The organism is Streptococcus sp. oral taxon 056 str. F0418, from assembly GCF_000220065.1.
Taxonomy (GTDB): domain Bacteria; phylum Bacillota; class Bacilli; order Lactobacillales; family Streptococcaceae; genus Streptococcus.
This window is the reverse complement of sequence record NZ_AFQU01000001.1, coordinates 72,992-90,644: the sequence shown is the minus strand read 5'-3', so window position 1 is coordinate 90,644 and position 17,653 is coordinate 72,992. Positions and strand designations below refer to the sequence as shown.

The 17,653-nt window shown below is 35.7% G+C and carries 8 protein-coding genes and 4 pseudogenes; 1 reads left to right on the top strand and 11 read right to left on the bottom strand.

The features are described 5' to 3' along the window. Nucleotides 1–223: 223 nt before the first annotated feature. Nucleotides 224–429: pseudogene (locus HMPREF9182_RS10840) on the top strand (transposase); the annotation flags it as partial. A 66-nt stretch (nt 430–495) separates the two neighbouring features. On the opposite strand, the pseudogene HMPREF9182_RS00460 reads toward HMPREF9182_RS10840, so the two are convergent. The 11 genes and pseudogenes from HMPREF9182_RS00460 to HMPREF9182_RS00410 all read right to left on the bottom strand — a co-directional run bounded on the left by HMPREF9182_RS00460 (nt 496) and on the right by HMPREF9182_RS00410 (nt 17,646). Then, a pseudogene (locus tag HMPREF9182_RS00460) lies at nt 496–3,008 on the bottom strand (LTA synthase family protein). A 22-nt stretch (nt 3,009–3,030) separates the two neighbouring features. Continuing rightward, nucleotides 3,031–4,518 carry a DUF2142 domain-containing protein gene (locus HMPREF9182_RS00455; protein ID WP_009754648.1) on the bottom strand — a complete coding sequence of 496 codons (1,488 nt, stop codon included), beginning with the start codon at nt 4,516–4,518 and terminating at the stop codon, nt 3,031–3,033. 10 nt (nt 4,519–4,528) lie between these two features. Continuing rightward, complete coding sequence (locus HMPREF9182_RS00450; RefSeq protein WP_009443873.1) at nt 4,529–6,274, bottom strand: rhamnan synthesis F family protein; 1,746 nt, start codon at nt 6,272–6,274, stop codon at nt 4,529–4,531. Nucleotide 6,275: 1 nt separating this feature from the next. Then, entirely contained in the window at nt 6,276–7,934 is a 1,659-nt protein-coding gene (locus tag HMPREF9182_RS00445; RefSeq protein ID WP_009754441.1) for a glycosyltransferase family 4 protein, read from the bottom strand. Between the two features lie 17 nt (nt 7,935–7,951). Next, nucleotides 7,952–9,154, bottom strand: coding sequence for an ABC transporter ATP-binding protein (locus HMPREF9182_RS00440; protein WP_009443533.1), 1,203 nt, complete (start codon nt 9,152–9,154; stop codon nt 7,952–7,954). Beyond that, nucleotides 9,154–9,960, bottom strand: a complete 807-nt coding sequence (locus tag HMPREF9182_RS00435) for an ABC transporter permease (protein WP_009443926.1) — start codon at nt 9,958–9,960, stop codon at nt 9,154–9,156. The genes HMPREF9182_RS00440 and HMPREF9182_RS00435 overlap by 1 nt, the downstream gene beginning before the upstream one ends. Further along, a complete protein-coding gene (locus HMPREF9182_RS00430; protein WP_009755114.1) occupies nt 9,960–10,901 on the bottom strand; it encodes a glycosyltransferase family 2 protein in 942 nt (313 codons plus the stop codon). Before HMPREF9182_RS00430 ends, HMPREF9182_RS00435 begins: the two co-directional genes overlap by 1 nt. After that, entirely contained in the window at nt 10,898–12,046 is a 1,149-nt protein-coding gene (gene cps2T / locus HMPREF9182_RS00425; protein WP_009754603.1) for a beta 1-4 rhamnosyltransferase Cps2T, read from the bottom strand. The genes HMPREF9182_RS00430 and cps2T overlap by 4 nt, the downstream gene beginning before the upstream one ends. A gap of 112 nt (nt 12,047–12,158) precedes the next feature. Beyond that, a pseudogene (locus tag HMPREF9182_RS00420) lies at nt 12,159–13,393 on the bottom strand (glycosyltransferase family 4 protein). A 3-nt stretch (nt 13,394–13,396) separates the two neighbouring features. Next, a complete protein-coding gene (locus HMPREF9182_RS00415; RefSeq protein ID WP_083819063.1) occupies nt 13,397–14,632 on the bottom strand; it encodes a DUF2142 domain-containing protein in 1,236 nt (411 codons plus the stop codon). Nucleotides 14,633–14,682: 50 nt separating this feature from the next. Beyond that, a pseudogene (locus tag HMPREF9182_RS00410) lies at nt 14,683–17,646 on the bottom strand (rhamnan synthesis F family protein). Between the last annotated feature and the right edge of the window lie 7 nt (nt 17,647–17,653).

The following is a 17,653-nucleotide window of genomic DNA, read 5'->3' as shown; positions in this document are numbered from 1 at the left end:
AACATATTGTATAATATTTTGAAGTAGAGAGAGTCAGAAAAAATCAACTAAAAAGCCCCTTTAAATGTATGTATCCTTCCAGTTTAGATACTTTTGCAGTCTGTGATTTAACATTTTTCTATTGCCGAATCCATGCTCATCAACTAATGTTATCACCCTTTTGAGGAAAATACTCCCTTAATAACTCATTAGCTGTCTCATTTGTTACCCATTAACACAGCTTATAAAGACTAAGAAAAAGGTTATTAACACATTGAAATTTTCTTACTAAAATGCAAAACTTGTTGAAGCCACTAACAACATCATCAAACTCATTGAACAAAATGTTTTTAGCTTCCAAAACTTTGATAACTTTAAAACTAAAATCATCTTATCTTTGCTTTAAATATCAAAATAGAGAGGGCAAATTTAGTCCTCTCCGAGTTGTAACTTTTCATCAATATACTGCAGTTAACAATGATCCGAAAAATACAATTCCTTCTCCAAATAAATAAACTATTGATAAACTTTAAAAAAGTCTTTTGATAAATAACCTTTACCACTGATCAAGTCGTATTCAACCAATTTCAAATCCTCTGCAATCTCTTGTGCTTCCCCTTCTAAGGCCTTTTTGTCGACACTTGCTTTTTTCAATACTTCTGTCAATAAAGCATAGTAAGGTGAAACTTTTGAATTGGTCTGTTCAAAGACCATAGCAGAGAAATCACTTGAATTGACCAAAGGATAATTCAATTTCGGTGCATCAAAATTACTCCAAATGAAGTAGTCTGTCTGGTACTGACCCTCTGGATTATTCTTAAAGGCCGACTCAGGATAGAGACCTGGCAAGTGGTCGCCATAAAATACCACGGTAATCTTCTTATCTATTTTCGAGAGACTTTCAAGGAAGGATTGCGTGGCAGTGTCAGTGAAGGTTAAAAGACGCGAATAATTCGTTAACTTGGAATTTTCATCATCCGAAAAACCGTAAGCTGTTGCTGTTAAGTCTGAAGGTTCTCCTGATATAAATGGAGAGTGGTTTTGAATCGTAATTACAGAAAAGAATTGATTATTTTGAGTATCCATCTCTTTTAATACTGCTTTATACGTAGACTCGTCACTTATATGCACTTCTTGATAACCTAAATCAAATTCATCCTTGTCATCAATACTGATAAATTTATTAAATTTTAATCTATTGTAAATCACATTTCTGGAATAATTGATTGGAGATTCAAAATGTACAACTTTCTTATTAATAAAAGAGTCACTAACTGAAATTAATTTTCTCATTTTAGGAGCAACTTCTGAGTATAGTACAGAAACTGTAGGATTTATATTGTAAAAGGGCAATCCTGTCAAAGTTTGAAACTCCATATTTGCAGTCCCACCACCATAACCATCTGATTGCATTAATCCACTTGTAACTTTTGACTTAATTTCTTGAATCTTTGGTATAGGATTTCTAGATAAATTTACCCCTTCAATTCTAGATGGGTCAGCAAAACTTTCACTTAAAACATAAATAATCGTTTGATCCTCAATTGACTCATTCCTATTTTTATTGATTTCTAAAGCCACTTGATCATATTTCTTCTCAATTTCCTTAATTTTATCCTTATTATATCCCTTTGGTTGCATCATTGGATCAGTTGTTATCTGATTTAACCATACGTATAACAACGAACGATATCTAGCGTTTATGGAATTTCCTAGCCACTTTGTATCTTGAAAATTATTTAGCAAGGTAATAATCGGAATATCATCTATAATTTTACCGTTATCTTTTCTTTTAAAAATAGAATAAACATTAATGGACATTAAGAACATAAATCCTAACAAAACAAATCTTAAAATTGTTGCGCGAATGATTCTACCCGGATAAATATATCTCCTTCCTATTATATAAATAAACATAAAAATGACTAAGGAAACATTCACAGTCATTAAAACTGAGATATCTACAAAACTAAATAAAACAGAAGGTTGAAATACCCAAACCAAATCACTTGGTAAAATAGGCTCCATCCGCATACTAAATTTTATAGCATTAGCAACAACAAATAGAACACCACCAAATAAAATCAATATTGTCGTAAACAAATATCTATTAAAGATTATATATAGAAAAATAAACAGATAACATAAACATAATATCTGAAATATTACACCTCCTGGAAATATTGAGTATCCAACCAAAGGTTCCCCATGGCCAAGACCCAATTGAATTCCTGTATTAAATAATATTGCAAGACTAATACTCGTAAATATAGCAAGCGAAAAACTGGATCTATTTTTTACTACATCAACTTGCCCTTTTACAAAAAGTAGACCCACTAAAGTTAAGAAAATACTTAAGAGTAGCAAATGAAATTCTAAAAACCAAAATTGGCTCAAAGAATACTTTCCCGCTCCTGATTTCTCAAAATTTCCAGATACATACCATGATGTACGATACAATAAAGAAGGAATTTTAGAATCAGTAAAAATAAATGAACAAACTATGCTAGAATGCAAGACATATTCGAATAATTTTCCAACAGATTTCGGCTTTTTCCTATTTGCTTTATTATCATATAATCTTCTGATTTTTCCCAAAACATAAGAAATCACTAGCAATGATAAAATAAATGATAAAGAATTAAATTGCCAAAAATTATTTTTTTGGAAATGATCAATCTTATAACTAGGATTATTAATATTCAGTGAGACATCAATCGAATATGATAGTATTGTATATATTACGTATGAAACTAAAATCTTAAGGAAAAAATCCATTTTAAAGTGTATTGTGAAATTAGTAAAACTAGAATAAAGAATGCAATTCCAAACCAAATACCACACTGATTAACTAAGAATAATACAGATCCTGTCGATTTGATCTCTTTAGAAATCAAATTTTGTGTTAAGAAAGTGTTGCTTATAAAAAATAAAAGAAAAAGAGCTGTACAGTACTTTTGTGTTCTTGTTATTTTTTTATAAATTTTAAAAAGAAAATCTCTAAAATCTAATTTTCTCTTTCTCTTCATTTTTTATCCTTCCTAAAATTTTTTATCCTTGTAATTGAGTGTAGATTCCGATACTAATTGTTAAAATATTTAAATACACTAACATATATTGCAAGCTACATTCAAAATCAGAATTTTCATTCTGAATTGTCATATCCAAAAAGCCAAAAAGTTTTCTAAACCATGATCCAAAGAAGAGTGGCAAAAACATCAGAATAAAATAATAATAACGACCTTGTACACCACCTACAGTAATGTCACCTTTATGGTATACCCTCGGATCTCCTGAAATAGCAATTACAATTAATGAAGCAATCCCTACAAGTAAAAGAAGACAGTAATATTTAAAAAATGTTGGCATTTCAATTTTATTTTTTAATCCAATTACAAACATAACGAAAAAGAAAATAACTATTGAAACTGCAATTAAAAACGGTGAGGATTCTGATACATATTTCAATGGTTCAGAAACAAAGTCATGAATAATACTGTATGGTGCTAAAAATAAAGTTCTAATTAATGGTAATGGATGTGTTACAAAATATAATACTCCAGGTCCTTTACCTGACAAAGCATTACCCGAAGAAAACAATCTAATAATTCCAACATATGTAAAAGAAATTAATAAATTTAAACAAAATAGGACTGAACTAAATATTCTTACTGTTTTATCCTGATAATACTTATTCGGTAATATTGAAAACAGACTTCCAATTAACACAAACGGAAATTTTGCAAATGAAAATAGGAATGTGGAAAATTGAAATGCAATGGTATACTTTTTATTAACTTTGTGTTCACCAGATAGTATATTTGTAAGTATAGCAAGACAAATTAAAGTTGCTCCAAAATATAAATAATCATAATGATAACCTGCTATGATGTATAATACTGCAGGGAACGTAGCGAATAAATATATCGCTTCTCTATAAACTTTGCTGATTTTTAATGCAATAAATACTAGAATAGCAAATGCTATTACTTCGAAAATTCTTCCCAAGTAATAGGAAACATACATTTTTTTAGAAATTAATCTACCAATATTCCATCCAATTGCACTAGGAATGAAGGCTGGATTATCAAATCCAACTCTTACTCCTTTAATTTTACTATTTTTATGTTCAACATTGAACCAATAATTTTTATCTTTTTTACTAGGATTCCTTAGTGCATCATATTTAAAAACTGAATTATAATCTTCTAACTCCTCATTAGAATATTTAAAAATCGGACTATCAGAAATACTAATTACATTTGGTAAATGAGACTCTTCGTCTAGTCCATATTGGACTGGTTTTACTAGTGAAATTACACTACCAAAAAGAATTATCAAAAAAAAGGCATTAATCGGCAATTTGTTTTGGTCTTTTGGATCAAAAAGAATAAAATAAATTATAACACTAATAATTAATAGTACAATTTTAAAATTGATGGTGAACTGAAATAAACTGACCAAAAACACTCTTGAAAATAATACTAAAAATATAGCGATTAAAATATTTCTAATCTTAGTTTTATCAATAACTCCCATATTAATTTCCCTACTTTCTGTTTATCATTCTTTTTAGTATATATTTCACGGCTCTTGCAGGACCAATTACAATATACTTTAAGGCCCCTTTAATCCCACCAATTTGATTAAAGTCCACAAAGGTATGGGGTTGGAGATCTTCTCGATTGTTCAACTGCTTATTATCTATAAATGGTGTGAGAACATGTGGGTTTTGAGAGATTCTAAAGTCATACTTTTGATCCCAAGCAATATAGACCAACAAACGTTCGATCGCATGCAATATCGAATTCTGAGGAAGAGGTTCAGCTGGAACATCTGCTGCTGTCAAATTTAAATCAAAGAGTAGTTTCAAAGCATCATATTTAAACCAAACAAAGGTCCCATAACTCATGACAAAAGTATTGAGATTCTTAAAATCAATACTTTTAGTCGCTTCCATCCGTTCCCAGAGCTTGTTCATCTCTGGTGAAATGAGGGTCTCATTCCAGGCAACCACTATTCGATTGTAACGGAAGAAGGTTGGAATATCTGCGATGGTGATTCCGACTTTTGGATTGGTCTCCATATTTGCCAGGATTTGATCTGCCGGCTTGACCATCATCTCGATCAATTCTTTTCGCCAGGATTCACCCGCCCAGAAATCTGCTTCTTTGGATTTTTTGGTATGGAAATGACCGACATAATCATAGTGAGCGAGTTGCTCTTTTAAGAGCAACATTGGCAACACATCTCGTCCAATGTTCCCAGTCACCACAACCGTAGCATCTTGGGCACGATTAGAAAGAAATTGTTCAATATCCTGCTTTTTCTCTTCTACATCTGTCGTGATCCATAAGTCATAAGCAAAATGAAAAGCTTGGAAAGCATCTAGAAATTCTTCCAATAGGTCCACATAAAAGACATGGAGATGAACTGCAACCTTTTTATCAAAAGTTCCCTCTAGCTCCTGATCCTTCAAATACTTACGGGATAGGAGATAAGGATAGTCCGGACGATCAATCATAGACATGTGATTGAGAATCAAATCTAATGGATAATCCGATACACTCTCCAATTCATCAAAAATATAAGGCATGATTCCTTCGTTGTTAGCAATCGTTTTGACTTTGATGAAAGGAACCTTATGATTGAGAATCGCTGTGGGATTGTAGTAAGAAAAGTCTGGATAGAGCATTCCTGCCGTGTCTTCATGGATGGTATCAAAGACGGTTTTATAGTGGAAACCAGCATCCAAGAAATTCGTTGTCACCTTGGTCTCGTAGTTATCGATGACATCTTGAACATTGGTAAAATCTTGAACGCCTTGCCAAAAATCCTGGAAAACGCTTGATGACAGTACCTGTTTTTTAAAACTAAGATAATAACTCTGAATATGCTCGTTAAAATCCTTGTCTTTCCGGTAATTGGTCATTCCCCAGAAGTCTACCTCTTGGTCATTTTCAAACTGCTGATAGATTGGTTCTAATTCCCAAAGAGGTCCAAAGCAAGTATCATTCATGAGGGTAACAGAATCAAAGTGAGCTAGTTGATCAAACCCTACTGTCTTCATTCCATCCCGCCAAGCAGCGAAGTCAAAGCCACTATTTTGACGTTCTAAAATATCATCAACCAAATGTTGCGAAGATAAATGAACCTTCACATCTTCTGGTAACTGACTATTAGAGATGAAAACCACCCATGAATACAAGGGACGAATTTTTTCTAATTGGTAGAGTACATGTCCACTGATAAAGTTTAACTTATTGAAGTGAACATATAAAAGTAAACGTTGCATATTATTTCCTTATTTTTAAGAATTTCAAGATTTTTGTTGGAATGGTCCAACGGCGAGAATGGATGATTGTATTGTAGTCATGGGATAATTTTTTATGATTCTCATATAAGTTGAATAGGTGTCTGCTAAATTCTTCGTCACTTTCTTTTTCATAGGAGAAAAAAAAGTGATTACCAGAAACATTTGAAAGATCAAAAAGAATATGTGGGTGCGTATTCAAGAAAACCATCACTTCATCTAATGCAATTCCATTTGAAGTCGCAAGGGAAATTTCTCTCTGATCCTCCAATGAAACTAATGATAATTTTTTATAGGAACCTGGAAATTCTGAAAGTAATATTTTTAGACTCTTTTCATTTTCAAGCCGAAAAATAATGGAGCTCTCATTTTCCATTCTTTCTTTTGTTATTTCATGGTATGCTGAGTATAGGCCATCGTTAGATCCCGAGATCACTACTTGAGATTTACTAATCACCTCAATATCACGATTTTTGAATTTCATTCCCAAAAAACGATCATACTTGTAGGATAGCTTTTGGTTAACAATTGGGAATTTTAATTCAATGTAGTCTTTAAAAACAGCATAGATTGTCTCGAGAGTATACTTCTTTCGAGCGAATTGCTGATCAAGTAATTGTTTTTCTTTATAGGTATCAAAATTCTCAATCAAAGTAGCCATTTTTTTACTCAGCACATCTCTATCACCTAGTGAATACAAATTTCCAGATTCTAAAAATTTACTCGAAGATAAATGACCTAAATTATCGGAAATGATTGCGGGAACACCATTTAAGACTGATTCCACAAATACGAGAGAAAATGTCTCTAATTTAGCAGGTAAGACGAGAATATCCTTATCTGTCACCAAGGACCATGGATCAGAATGAAAACCAATAAAGGATACATGATCTAGATGATGTTCCTCAATATAGTCATCCATCAACTTTTTATAATGTTCATCCCATCCCCCAATGAAAACTAGTTCAATCTCTTTACGATTTAATTGATTATAAGCCCCGAGCAACTCTAACTGATTTTTCCGTTCGTTAATCCCACCGATTGATACAAAACGAGAAATAGTAGAATTCTTGAGAGAACGTTCTTGAACCTCTGTATAAGGGATGAACGGAATCAATTTATCAGTCTGAAAATAATTCGTTAGAGTGTGGTACAATTCCCCTTCGACTACAAAAATTTTATCAGATAAATCATCAATTAAGGGAATTAATTTCTTATAATAGCCAAACTCACCAAAAGGAAATTCATGAATAATATAAATATGTCTCACTTTTTCACATGCAGCTGCCATAGCTCCTTGAAACACATTTACTGTATTCGAAATAACCAGTTCGATCTGTTCGTTCTGAATGATTTCTCTTACTTCATCAATATTTTTTTGTTGAGAAGCTTGGATTTCTAAATCTGAAATGTTCAGCGTTTTAGACTCAGGCCACCACCACTGATTCGTTTTTAACTGAAATAGTTTAATTCCAGTTGTATCCATATGGCGGAGGTAGTCTTTATCGATATGTGGAGCATTATCCGATATCACATTATAAACTTCGTGACCTTGCTGAACCAACAATTTCATCAGGTTCACAATCGATACTTCTGCTCCACTAAACATTGCTCCAACAGGAGAAACAAATAAAATTTTCATAGTCTACACCAAAGGAATTATTCCCACTTGCCTTGACGGATCAACAAACCAGTTGAAGAATCCAATTCTGAACGATTAGTTCGATCTACTACCCGATCAATTGAAAAGACTGGAGGGTTCGTTGTCGATAATATCGCTAAGTTTTCTTGATTTTCGTCTCTTAAAAACGCTACTAATCTTAACTTTACATGATTAAAATATGGGAGCTTACATTTATAGGTGATTTTTTTTGGACCAATGCCAGATAATGGAACATCCATGGAATTATCGTTATAAAGCCCATTCCCATTAGAAATATCAACAAGTGAAAAGGCTATATGTGGATTAACAGAATCATCTAATAAATTAAATGAAAACTCAATAACAACCTCATCATCAGGAGTTACTTTCTTAGGAGAAAGCAATCTAGCTGTAAAATCTTCAACTTCCGTTGTGACCAAGCCCTCATCTTCATTTCCATTATGATGGGAGCTCGATTCCAAATTATCAAAACTATATTGATCAGAAACGTCAAAGGGATCACCAATTGCCTTAACCAAACCATTTTCAATCAAAACAGCCTTATTGCAATACTTCTTGACAGCTCCCATATCATGGGTAACAAGAATGGTCGTTTTCCCTGATTTCTTCCGTTCTTGGAAGTAATCATTACATTTACGCTGAAAAGCCTCATCTCCAACTGCAAGAACCTCATCCAAAATCAAGATATCACCTTGCGCTTTAATGGCAACTGAGAAAGCAAGACGAACCTGCATTCCAGAAGAATAATTCTTGAGCTTTTGGTTCATAAAATCATGCAACTCAGCAAAGTCCACAATATCATCATACATGGCGTTAATTTCAGCTGTTGAGAAGCCCAGCATTGCACCATTCATATAAATATTTTCACGACCTGTTAGTTCAGGATTAAAACCGACTCCAAGCTCAATGAAAGAAACTAACTTTCCATCGATTGTGACGGAACCTTTTTCAGGTACGTAAATTTCAGAAATGATTTTTAAGAGGGTCGATTTCCCAGAACCATTTCTACCCAAGATTCCGAAAAAGTCTCCTTTTTCCACTTCAAAGGAAATATCATTAAGGACGTGCTGTTCTTTATAACCTTTAATTCCTTTAAAGCGATTGACCATAGCAGTACGAAGACTGTTGGTTGCCTCCGTAGGTAACTTAAAGAACTTGCTGACATGGTCTACTTTTACTGCAATTTGTTTATCTGTCATTAGAGAATCTCCGCAAATTTCTTAGCATGTTTGTTAAAGTAAGCAAAGCCAGCTAGGAAAATAAGAATTGGCAATACATAAGGAACAAGAACCAAAAGCTTATTTTCAACCAAAAGCCAGACAGGTGTATTGGCCTTATCAATCAAGAAATAACGCATGTCTTGGATAATCTGAGCCAGAGGATTCATCATAACTAATTTGGCAGCCCATAGATTTCGGTCCGCAATAAATGTAATGGGATAAATAATTGGTGTCGCATATAAGCCGGCTTGTAGCACTACTTCCCATATTTGAGATAAATCACGGAAGCGGACAAAGAAAGTTGATAAGATCAGAGCACACCCTGTTGCCATCAAAAACAATTCAAAAAAGAGAGGGATTACCATCAAAGCCGACCAGCTGAAGGTCACTCCATTAAAGAGCGAGAAAATCAAGACCACGACTAAATTGATAGCGAAATTAATGGCTGCACCTGAAATAGCTGACAAGACAATAATATGCTTTGAAAAGTTTAGCTTACGCAAAAGATCACCACGACTAACAACCGATACCATCCCCATAGAAGTTGCTTCTGAGAAAAATCCCCAAATAACATTGGCTAATAACAAAGCAACTGGGAAATGAGGAACGTCTCCACCTAAGCGCAAGAAACGGATGAAGACGATATACATAATACTAAAGGTCATCAAGGGCTTCAAAATAGACCAAAGATAGCCTATTGCTGATCCTTGATAGCGTAATTTAAAGTCCGTTTTAATTAACTCTCGTAATAAAATTCGATTTTTCTGACTAAAAACGTCAAACATTATTTTTTACCTCTATATGCAAACTTTGTCAATATCAAGGTTGTAAAAACACAAGTGTGAAAAGCACGATTCTTACGGTAGCCATATTTGCGTATACGTGCTAATCGTTCCCTAAACGACACGTCCATGATAGTCACAAAGTTTTCAATTAATTCTTTATTTTCAGGGCTCAAAGACAGATCTAATAAATTTTTTGCTTGCTCTTGACTAGCCTTGATAAGTTGCCAATACTTAGCAAAAAGCACATGGGGCCGAACCCAGTTTTTCACCCTTTTTCTAAGAGTACGTGCCCCCAAAACGTTACTGCTATGCTGACGATAAAGCTCAGTTGGCTTATCAATATAGACAAGTTTTCCAAAGGCAGAAGCCAGCAAGGCTAAATACCAGTCATGCATAATAAGGTCATGGGCTTCTTGCCCTGTCCATAATTCAGCCAAGGCGTGATTGATCATGGCTACTCCACCTGTTACAGTGTTTTCTGTCAACTCTTGTACCAGTTCTGTATTTGCATGATCTGACTGAGTACGAATCATACTTTCGTGCTGAACAGTCAGGTTTTCATCCACTACTTTTAAATCCGTATAAAGCAGTAACGGCTTATCTTGAAGATATTTCTCTGCTTCTGCCACTTGAAGCGCAATCTTATCAGGGAGCCAGACATCATCTTGGTCACTAAAGCAGTAAAGGTCTGCTTTCTCATATTTTAAGAGAGTGTGAAAACTCTTTATGACTCCAAAATTTTCAATCTGATTTTCATTGATAAAGTGAATACGTGGATCCTGAGCTACCAATCCTTGAATAACTGCAACAGTTCCATCCGATGAGCCATCGTCTCGGATAAAAAGTTGCCAATTTTGATAGGTTTGTTGCTGGATACTTTCAACCTGCTCTTTCAGGTATTGCTCACCATTGTAGGTGGACAACAAGATATTTACTTTCATGATAAGAATAACTCCTCATATTCGCCGACAATCTTTTCCCAAGTATAATTATCTTTCATATTTTGCTTGGCTATTTGGCCTAGATTAGAAAAGTCTTTTTGACTGTCCACTTGGTCTATCAAGTCAGTTAAACTATTCTGCTCTTTTTTCCAGTAGAGAGCCGTTTCTTTTGCTACTTTTCGGTTAAAATCCACACCTAAAACTAAGTTGAGATCAGTTTGAGCCAGAGCCTCAAGTAAACCTGGATTGGTCCCTCCAACTTCATGGCCATGAAGATAAGCAAAAGCATGATTGCGCACATATTTCAATAAATCTTGGTCATAGACCGTCCCTACAAATTTGATCCTCTTATCTCGATCAAAGTTCGTTTTCTGTCGCAATTCTTCAAAATAGGCATTTCCTTCATGATTGCAGATGATTAGTAAATCCCGCTTGGTATTTGAAATCATAAACTCTCGGATTATGGTCTCATAGTTATTCTCCGGCACAAAACGACCAACAATCAGATAATACTCCTTCTCTTTGCTCTGCCATTTTCCGAAGAAATTCCGAACTTTCTCATCTTGATCAGTCAAGCTAGAAAGTTTAAGATCTGTACCATAAGCAATAAAAGTCGTTTTAGACCAAGGATAGGCATTCTGGATATAGGATTCAATACCTTGATTATCGCATATAACCAAATCAGCATGCTTGGTCATCAGCTTTTCTGAGTACTTAAGATAAGACTGAACGGGTTTAGGCCACTTAGCCCGCTTCCATTCAAGACCATCTGGATTGATAAAAAATGTCCCGCCTGCTTGATGAATCCTTTTGGCAAAAGGTGCAATAAAGGCACCAATCGTATTTCCTAAAATGTAGAAAATAGGTGATTCAATGTTTTGTTCTTTGACCATTTTTAAAGCATAGCGAATAGCCAGCATATCATAGGCAATCACTCTAGCTGGCCCTAGTTTAGGCGCTTTAATACTAAAACAATCCACACCTTTATTCATGGTATGCTGTCCTGTTTCTTGGTCTGACAAACAGGCAACATGATATTGCAACTGAGAAGATACTTGATGTTCAACTAATTTTTCTACAAAGGTTTCAAAGCCTCCGTATTTTGCAGGAAGACCACGACTTCCAATGATAAAGATATGTTGCATATTCTTCTCCGATTCAAATTTATTGCAATCTAGATTATTATACCATTTTCTAATGCATTTGTATAATACAAAAAAGACGGAGAATAGCCGCAACTATACTCGTCCTTCTTAATTAACCCCTTATTATAGAAAGAAGCTTCCTCTTTACTCCTTTAAGAAAAGAGTTGGGTCGTTGAGGCAGTATATCAGTATCCAATAAGCAACTGATATGGCGTATGGAATTAGCTCTGACTTGCTCTTTTTCCAATAATTCTTGATAGGCGTTCTGAAGCGTATAATGCTCCTGAATCTTACCTAAATTAGCTACCAGTTGATCTTTGAAGGACTCAAAGTCTACCAAGGCCTTGCTAATCTTCTCTGCCAACTGCTCAATATCACCAGAATTATAAAGCCAGCCTTCTTCAAGAATCTCATAAGCAGACAGATGTTCTGGGTTATCGGAGAGAATGGTTGGCAAGCCATTCACTATCGCCTCAATATAGACCAAACCGAAGGTCTCCATCGCAGATGGAAAGACTACCAAATCTGCTGCTGTCACCTCTGCCCAAGGACTGTCCTTGTAGCCTAAAAAACTGATATTACCCAACTGATATTCTGAGATGCAGGCATCACATTTTTTCTTGTAGTCCTCATCCCAAGCACCGATAAAGACCAGTGCTGGCCTTGGCTGAGGCAATTTGGCGTAGGCTTTTATCAATTCTAATTGATTTTTCCGCTCTGTCAGACGACCGACAGATACTATACGTCTCTCTGCTTGATCCTTATCTCCAGTCTCAGTAGGACTTATTTTCGTATAGGGAACAAAAGGTAATACCTTTCTTTCTGATAATAGTTCTTGCAGTTGTCTCTGCAAAGCTCCTCTCACCGCGAATATCTCTTGGGAATAATCGCTGATAAAGTCCAGTTTCTCCTTATAGTAGCCAAATTCCCCGTCAGGAAATTCATGAATCAGCCAATAATTCGGAATATTCTCACAAGCCGCAGCTACTGCTCCTTGAAACATATTGACCGTATTGGTTATCACTAGATCAATCTTCCGCTCTATCAGAATTTTTCTGAGTACAGAGGTGTTCTCTTGATAAGAGTACACTATAGATGTCGGACTGCCTGGCAAACCACCCGGCGCATCCTCCCACCACCATTGATAGAAGACAGGGATAGAGTTTCAATGCCAATTGCTGTCAAATGAGAAATATAGTTCTGCTGAGTAGCTACATGATAATCCGGAATCGCATTGATAACCTGATGGCCTGTCTGGTCCAAGTATTCCATCAAATTGACAATGGATATTTCAGCTCCATTATCAAGCGTTCCAGTCGGTGAAATGAATAATATCGTTTTTTTCATAGCTTATCCTAATAAATTCCAATAAAAAGGCAACATCAAGTAGAGTGCAATCAAGAAGTTGGCTACTAGTGTTCCAATCATCATCCGATTTACTACTTTTTCTTTAATCTCCAATATTCCTAGATTGGCCACAGCTGGCAAGAACAGGATTAGAAAAGGTGTAAAGTAACGCCCTTGAGCACCAACCGAGATCATTGCACCCTTCCCAAGAACAATCGGTGTCCACTGCAAATACATAATAGATATGATAGCAATCACCTGAACAACAAATAGGTAACATGACGTGACTGTATACCCCTTGGTCATAAAATCTTTTTGCGACTGCAAAAAGAGGAGTGCCAAAACAGCTACATCAATAAAAATCAACCAAAGTAGCAGCTGGATAGTAAAATTCCCCAAAAAGCCAAACATACCAATTGTCAAAATCGTATTCAAGTCGCCATTAACACTTTGCTTAAAGAGCGTATTCAACAAAACTTGTCCATAGTGCACGAGCCCGCCCTGATTACGAAAAGCCAAATGCAAGACAAGAAAGAAAGTCGCAAAGCCAAGTACATAGAAGATAGGGAGATAACAAGCTACAAAAGCTTTGGTTGCAACAAACGGCTTATTCAGGACCGCAAGAAATCCTTCAAACTCAAACTCAACGAAAGGCAGCAAACCCAGCAAAAGAACATTGTTTGGTTTGGTAACAAAAAGACCGATAGAAATCACCAAGAGTTCCAGCACATTCCTGTTGCTGAATTGTTTAGAGTAGGCAATGTTAGTCAGAAAGCCAATCGCCAGCATAATCTCTAGATAGTTCATGACATCATAAGACAGAGAGGCCGCCTGCTGTACCATAATGGGTAGGAGAGACAGGAAAAGCAGGGCTTTTTTGCCATACTTGAAGTATTTTATCAGGAAGTAAACACCGAAAATGTAAGCTAAGGTATTAAAAAGTCGTCCCATCATCACAATCAAACCAACAGACGGATAAATGAAGCTCCCTAAAGACATTCCTATCAACTGTGGCAGGAAAAAGATGGTCTTGAGATTAAATCCAAAGGCAAACTCTTCCTGCGACAGATCAATCTTCTCCGAAAAGAGTCTCTGATACTCTTTAAATGTCACATCTGGTGCGGATGGCAGCTCATCCATCCATTTAAAACTTCGATTAGTTGACTTATGGAAAATTTCCCATGTCATACGAGCATGGTTGCTCTCATCAGGCACCCTATTAATCGGTTGCACAATCATAAAAGCTAGGACAAACACGCTTGCTAGTAACAAGAAAATGTTCTCGACTTTTATTTCTTTTCAAAATAAGTCACCATTTCATCTTTTTTATCTATACTGCAATTTTCTAACACAAAAGCATAAGCATTTTCTGCCAATTCTCTGCGAAGTTCTACAGAAAGAATCAAACTTTCCAACTTTTCTTTCCACTCATCATCTCTAGCCAGCAAGCCTGTCTGACCATCAATTACCATATCTGTAAAGGCACCAATATGACTAGACACTGTCGGAACCTTGACTAATGCTGCTTCTAACCACTTGATTTCTGATTTGGCTCGATTAAAGACTGAGTCAACAAGCGGGGCTAGATTAATATCAACTTGACTAATCAACTGAGGCAAGAACTTCCAGTCCACATACTCATGGACGATAATACGCTGCGAATATTGTTTCATATCCTGCGGGATATCCAAGTGCCCTACAATATGAAGCTCCACGGATGGGTAGTTGTCTAGCACTTCTTTGATAGTCGGCTTGATTAGTTCAAAGTTTTCATTGTGGCTGATGGAACCAGAGAAATAACCGATTTTGATTCTATCGTCTACACCAAAGTCTTCCTTCAAGAACTGCGAGCTAACCGCAATCAATTCGCTGGACGCCAGATTACGATTCAGCAGGACGGAGTCCTTGTATTTGAGCAATTCCTCTTTTAGCTGATTTGTGGAGGTAATAGCACCATCACAAGATGCCAGCATTTCCCCATAATTCTGCACCATAGCATCATAGTTTTCTTTCTCTTTTTCGGTTAAACTTTGTGTATAGCTAAGTTGATTTGTATAAAAGGTATCAAAGACCAGATCATCAATATCATAATAAACCGGCTTCTGTTCTTTATGTGCTAAATCACACAAAAGTTGGAGATGAACAGACCAAGGTGCTTGATAGATGATAATGTGGCTGGCATACTGAGCCTGAGCCAGACTAAACTCAGACGCATTAACCACTTTCACAGCAAAGCCATTCTTTCTAAGCTGCTCTGCCTTATTGAACACACGGTAGCGCGTACACTGCGGAATGATGTTCTCTACACCGTCAATGATGAGAATATATTGATCACGAGGCACCGCTTTAAATTTTTGAACGATATTCTCAAGAATTTCTACTGGATAATCTGTCCTCTCCCGAACATAGCCCAATACATCAGGAACCTCTGACTCTCTTTCCAGACCTTGCCATAAAAACTGTTGATCATCGTAATTCTTCAAAGAACTATATTTAATCAGAGGACTGCCTGCTTTTAGCATCTTCAACGGATGAATATACATAGCCGAATCCCGATTTTCATGAACCAAGGCATCGTAACGATAGCCCAAGTCAGCAAAGTACTTAGTAAAAGTCGTTTCATGCTTTCCGATTGCTTCTTCCCGTGAATCCGTGTCAGTCAGCATTTGCCAATAGTCGTAGAATTCTTCGGACTGAAGCAGCAAAGGTTCAATCACCAAAAAATAAGACTGTAGATGATTTGGAATATAGCCATAACGATTAAAACCTATGATATCCTCCTGAATCTCACCGTAGGAGATTCCCCAAAAATCAATATTTTTAACAGCCATAGTCTGAAAGACGCCTGCTAAATCTCTCATAGGGCCAATATTGGTATCATTAACAAGTATGAGCTGGCTACAATGTCGCAGTTTTTCCTTTCCAAGAGTAAGTATGCCTTTGCGAAAAGCCGCTGTATCATATCCAGTGTTCTCTCGTACCAAAACTTGCCCAAACGACTCCAAGATTTCTAAATCTTCTGCAACTAAACCACCGTTTACGATAATGAGAGTTTTGTCAGCTAAAGTTGCTAATTTTTCTAAGAAAATAATCTTATACTGCTGCAAGCGTGGTTCAGATTCAAAAATAACATAAACCAAGACCTTTTCGCCATTTGCATTCATGGCCTTTTTCCGCTGAAAATCACGTAGCCATTGATAATAATATACTTTGGGAGATTTTGCTTTCCGTTTTAAGCTAATCAACTGGTGCTTAATCTGAATCAGAACACTCTTGATACGACAAGGATTTTTGACAATCTGCCCCAGATATTTCAGCGGTGTAACCAGACCCGATAGGAAATTGAGCGACGAATATGGAACTGCTCTTGAATCGCCTCATCTCGCTTATCTTTCATAGTTCTTAAGCGTTCCTTCATGGAAGCCAAACTTTTCTGTGATTGCTCCTGCTCCTCCTGTAACTCAAGTACATAGTCTGTCACCCCATCCATATGCTTTATCAGCTCATCCAAGCGTCTTTCTAGTGTAAATATATTCTTACTCAGGGCATGATAAATTTCATTAGGAAGCTTATTTGGTATTTAGATAAAATCTGTAAATAAATCTCAAAGTAATATTTGGTGGAATCTCTCTTAGACATAGAATTTTCGATCACGCGATAGTTCAATTTTGTATTCTCTACATAAACTGGTTTCGCATTATTGTTGATAATCAAATTTAACCAAAAATCATAATCTTCCATCTTCTTATTATTCAAGTTTATATCATATAACGCATTTTTACGAACAGAGTTTCGAACTAATGAGCAACTATCTATATAGCTTCTTTCTAAAAAAGTGGAGAGTTGGTATGTCTTAGATTTCAAAAACATTGTATTATGATCTGGATCATATAAATCACTGTAAGCAATATCTGCTTGGCATAATTGGAGCTTTTGATAACATTTTTCAATAAAATCTATATCTAAAAAATTATCGCTATCAACAAATAAAAAAAACTCGCCTTTTATCAAAGATAGCCCTTTGTTTCTGCTTTTTACTAATCCCATATTTTCATGTCTTTCAAAATGCGTTGGAAAAGGTGAGTCTGTTAAGACAGTGTCTTTATGATCCCAGCAGAATGGTCAGAAGAACCATCGTCTATGACTATCAACTCAATATTCCGATAAGTCTGTCCAAAAATACTGCGCAGACATTGTTCTATATAGTCTTCATGGTTGTAACAAGTTACAACCACAGATATTAAATCATTCATATGCTTT

What these genes read in the sequence shown, in the direction of transcription:
- HMPREF9182_RS00445 (WP_009754441.1), bottom strand. Translation starts at nt 7,934, where the DNA reads ATGAAAATTTTATTTGTTTCTCCTGTTGGAGCAATGTTTAGTGGAGCA.
- cps2T (WP_009754603.1), bottom strand. Translation starts at nt 12,046, where the DNA reads ATGCAACATATCTTTATCATTGGAAGTCGTGGTCTTCCTGCAAAATAC.
- HMPREF9182_RS00450 (WP_009443873.1), bottom strand. Translation starts at nt 6,274, where the DNA reads ATGCAACGTTTACTTTTATATGTTCACTTCAATAAGTTAAACTTTATC.
- HMPREF9182_RS00455 (WP_009754648.1), bottom strand. Translation starts at nt 4,518, where the DNA reads ATGGGAGTTATTGATAAAACTAAGATTAGAAATATTTTAATCGCTATA.
- HMPREF9182_RS00430 (WP_009755114.1), bottom strand. Translation starts at nt 10,901, where the DNA reads ATGAAAGTAAATATCTTGTTGTCCACCTACAATGGTGAGCAATACCTG.
- HMPREF9182_RS00415 (WP_083819063.1), bottom strand. Translation starts at nt 14,632, where the DNA reads ATGATTGTGCAACCGATTAATAGGGTGCCTGATGAGAGCAACCATGCT.
- HMPREF9182_RS00440 (WP_009443533.1), bottom strand. Translation starts at nt 9,154, where the DNA reads ATGACAGATAAACAAATTGCAGTAAAAGTAGACCATGTCAGCAAGTTC.
- HMPREF9182_RS00435 (WP_009443926.1), bottom strand. Translation starts at nt 9,960, where the DNA reads ATGTTTGACGTTTTTAGTCAGAAAAATCGAATTTTATTACGAGAGTTA.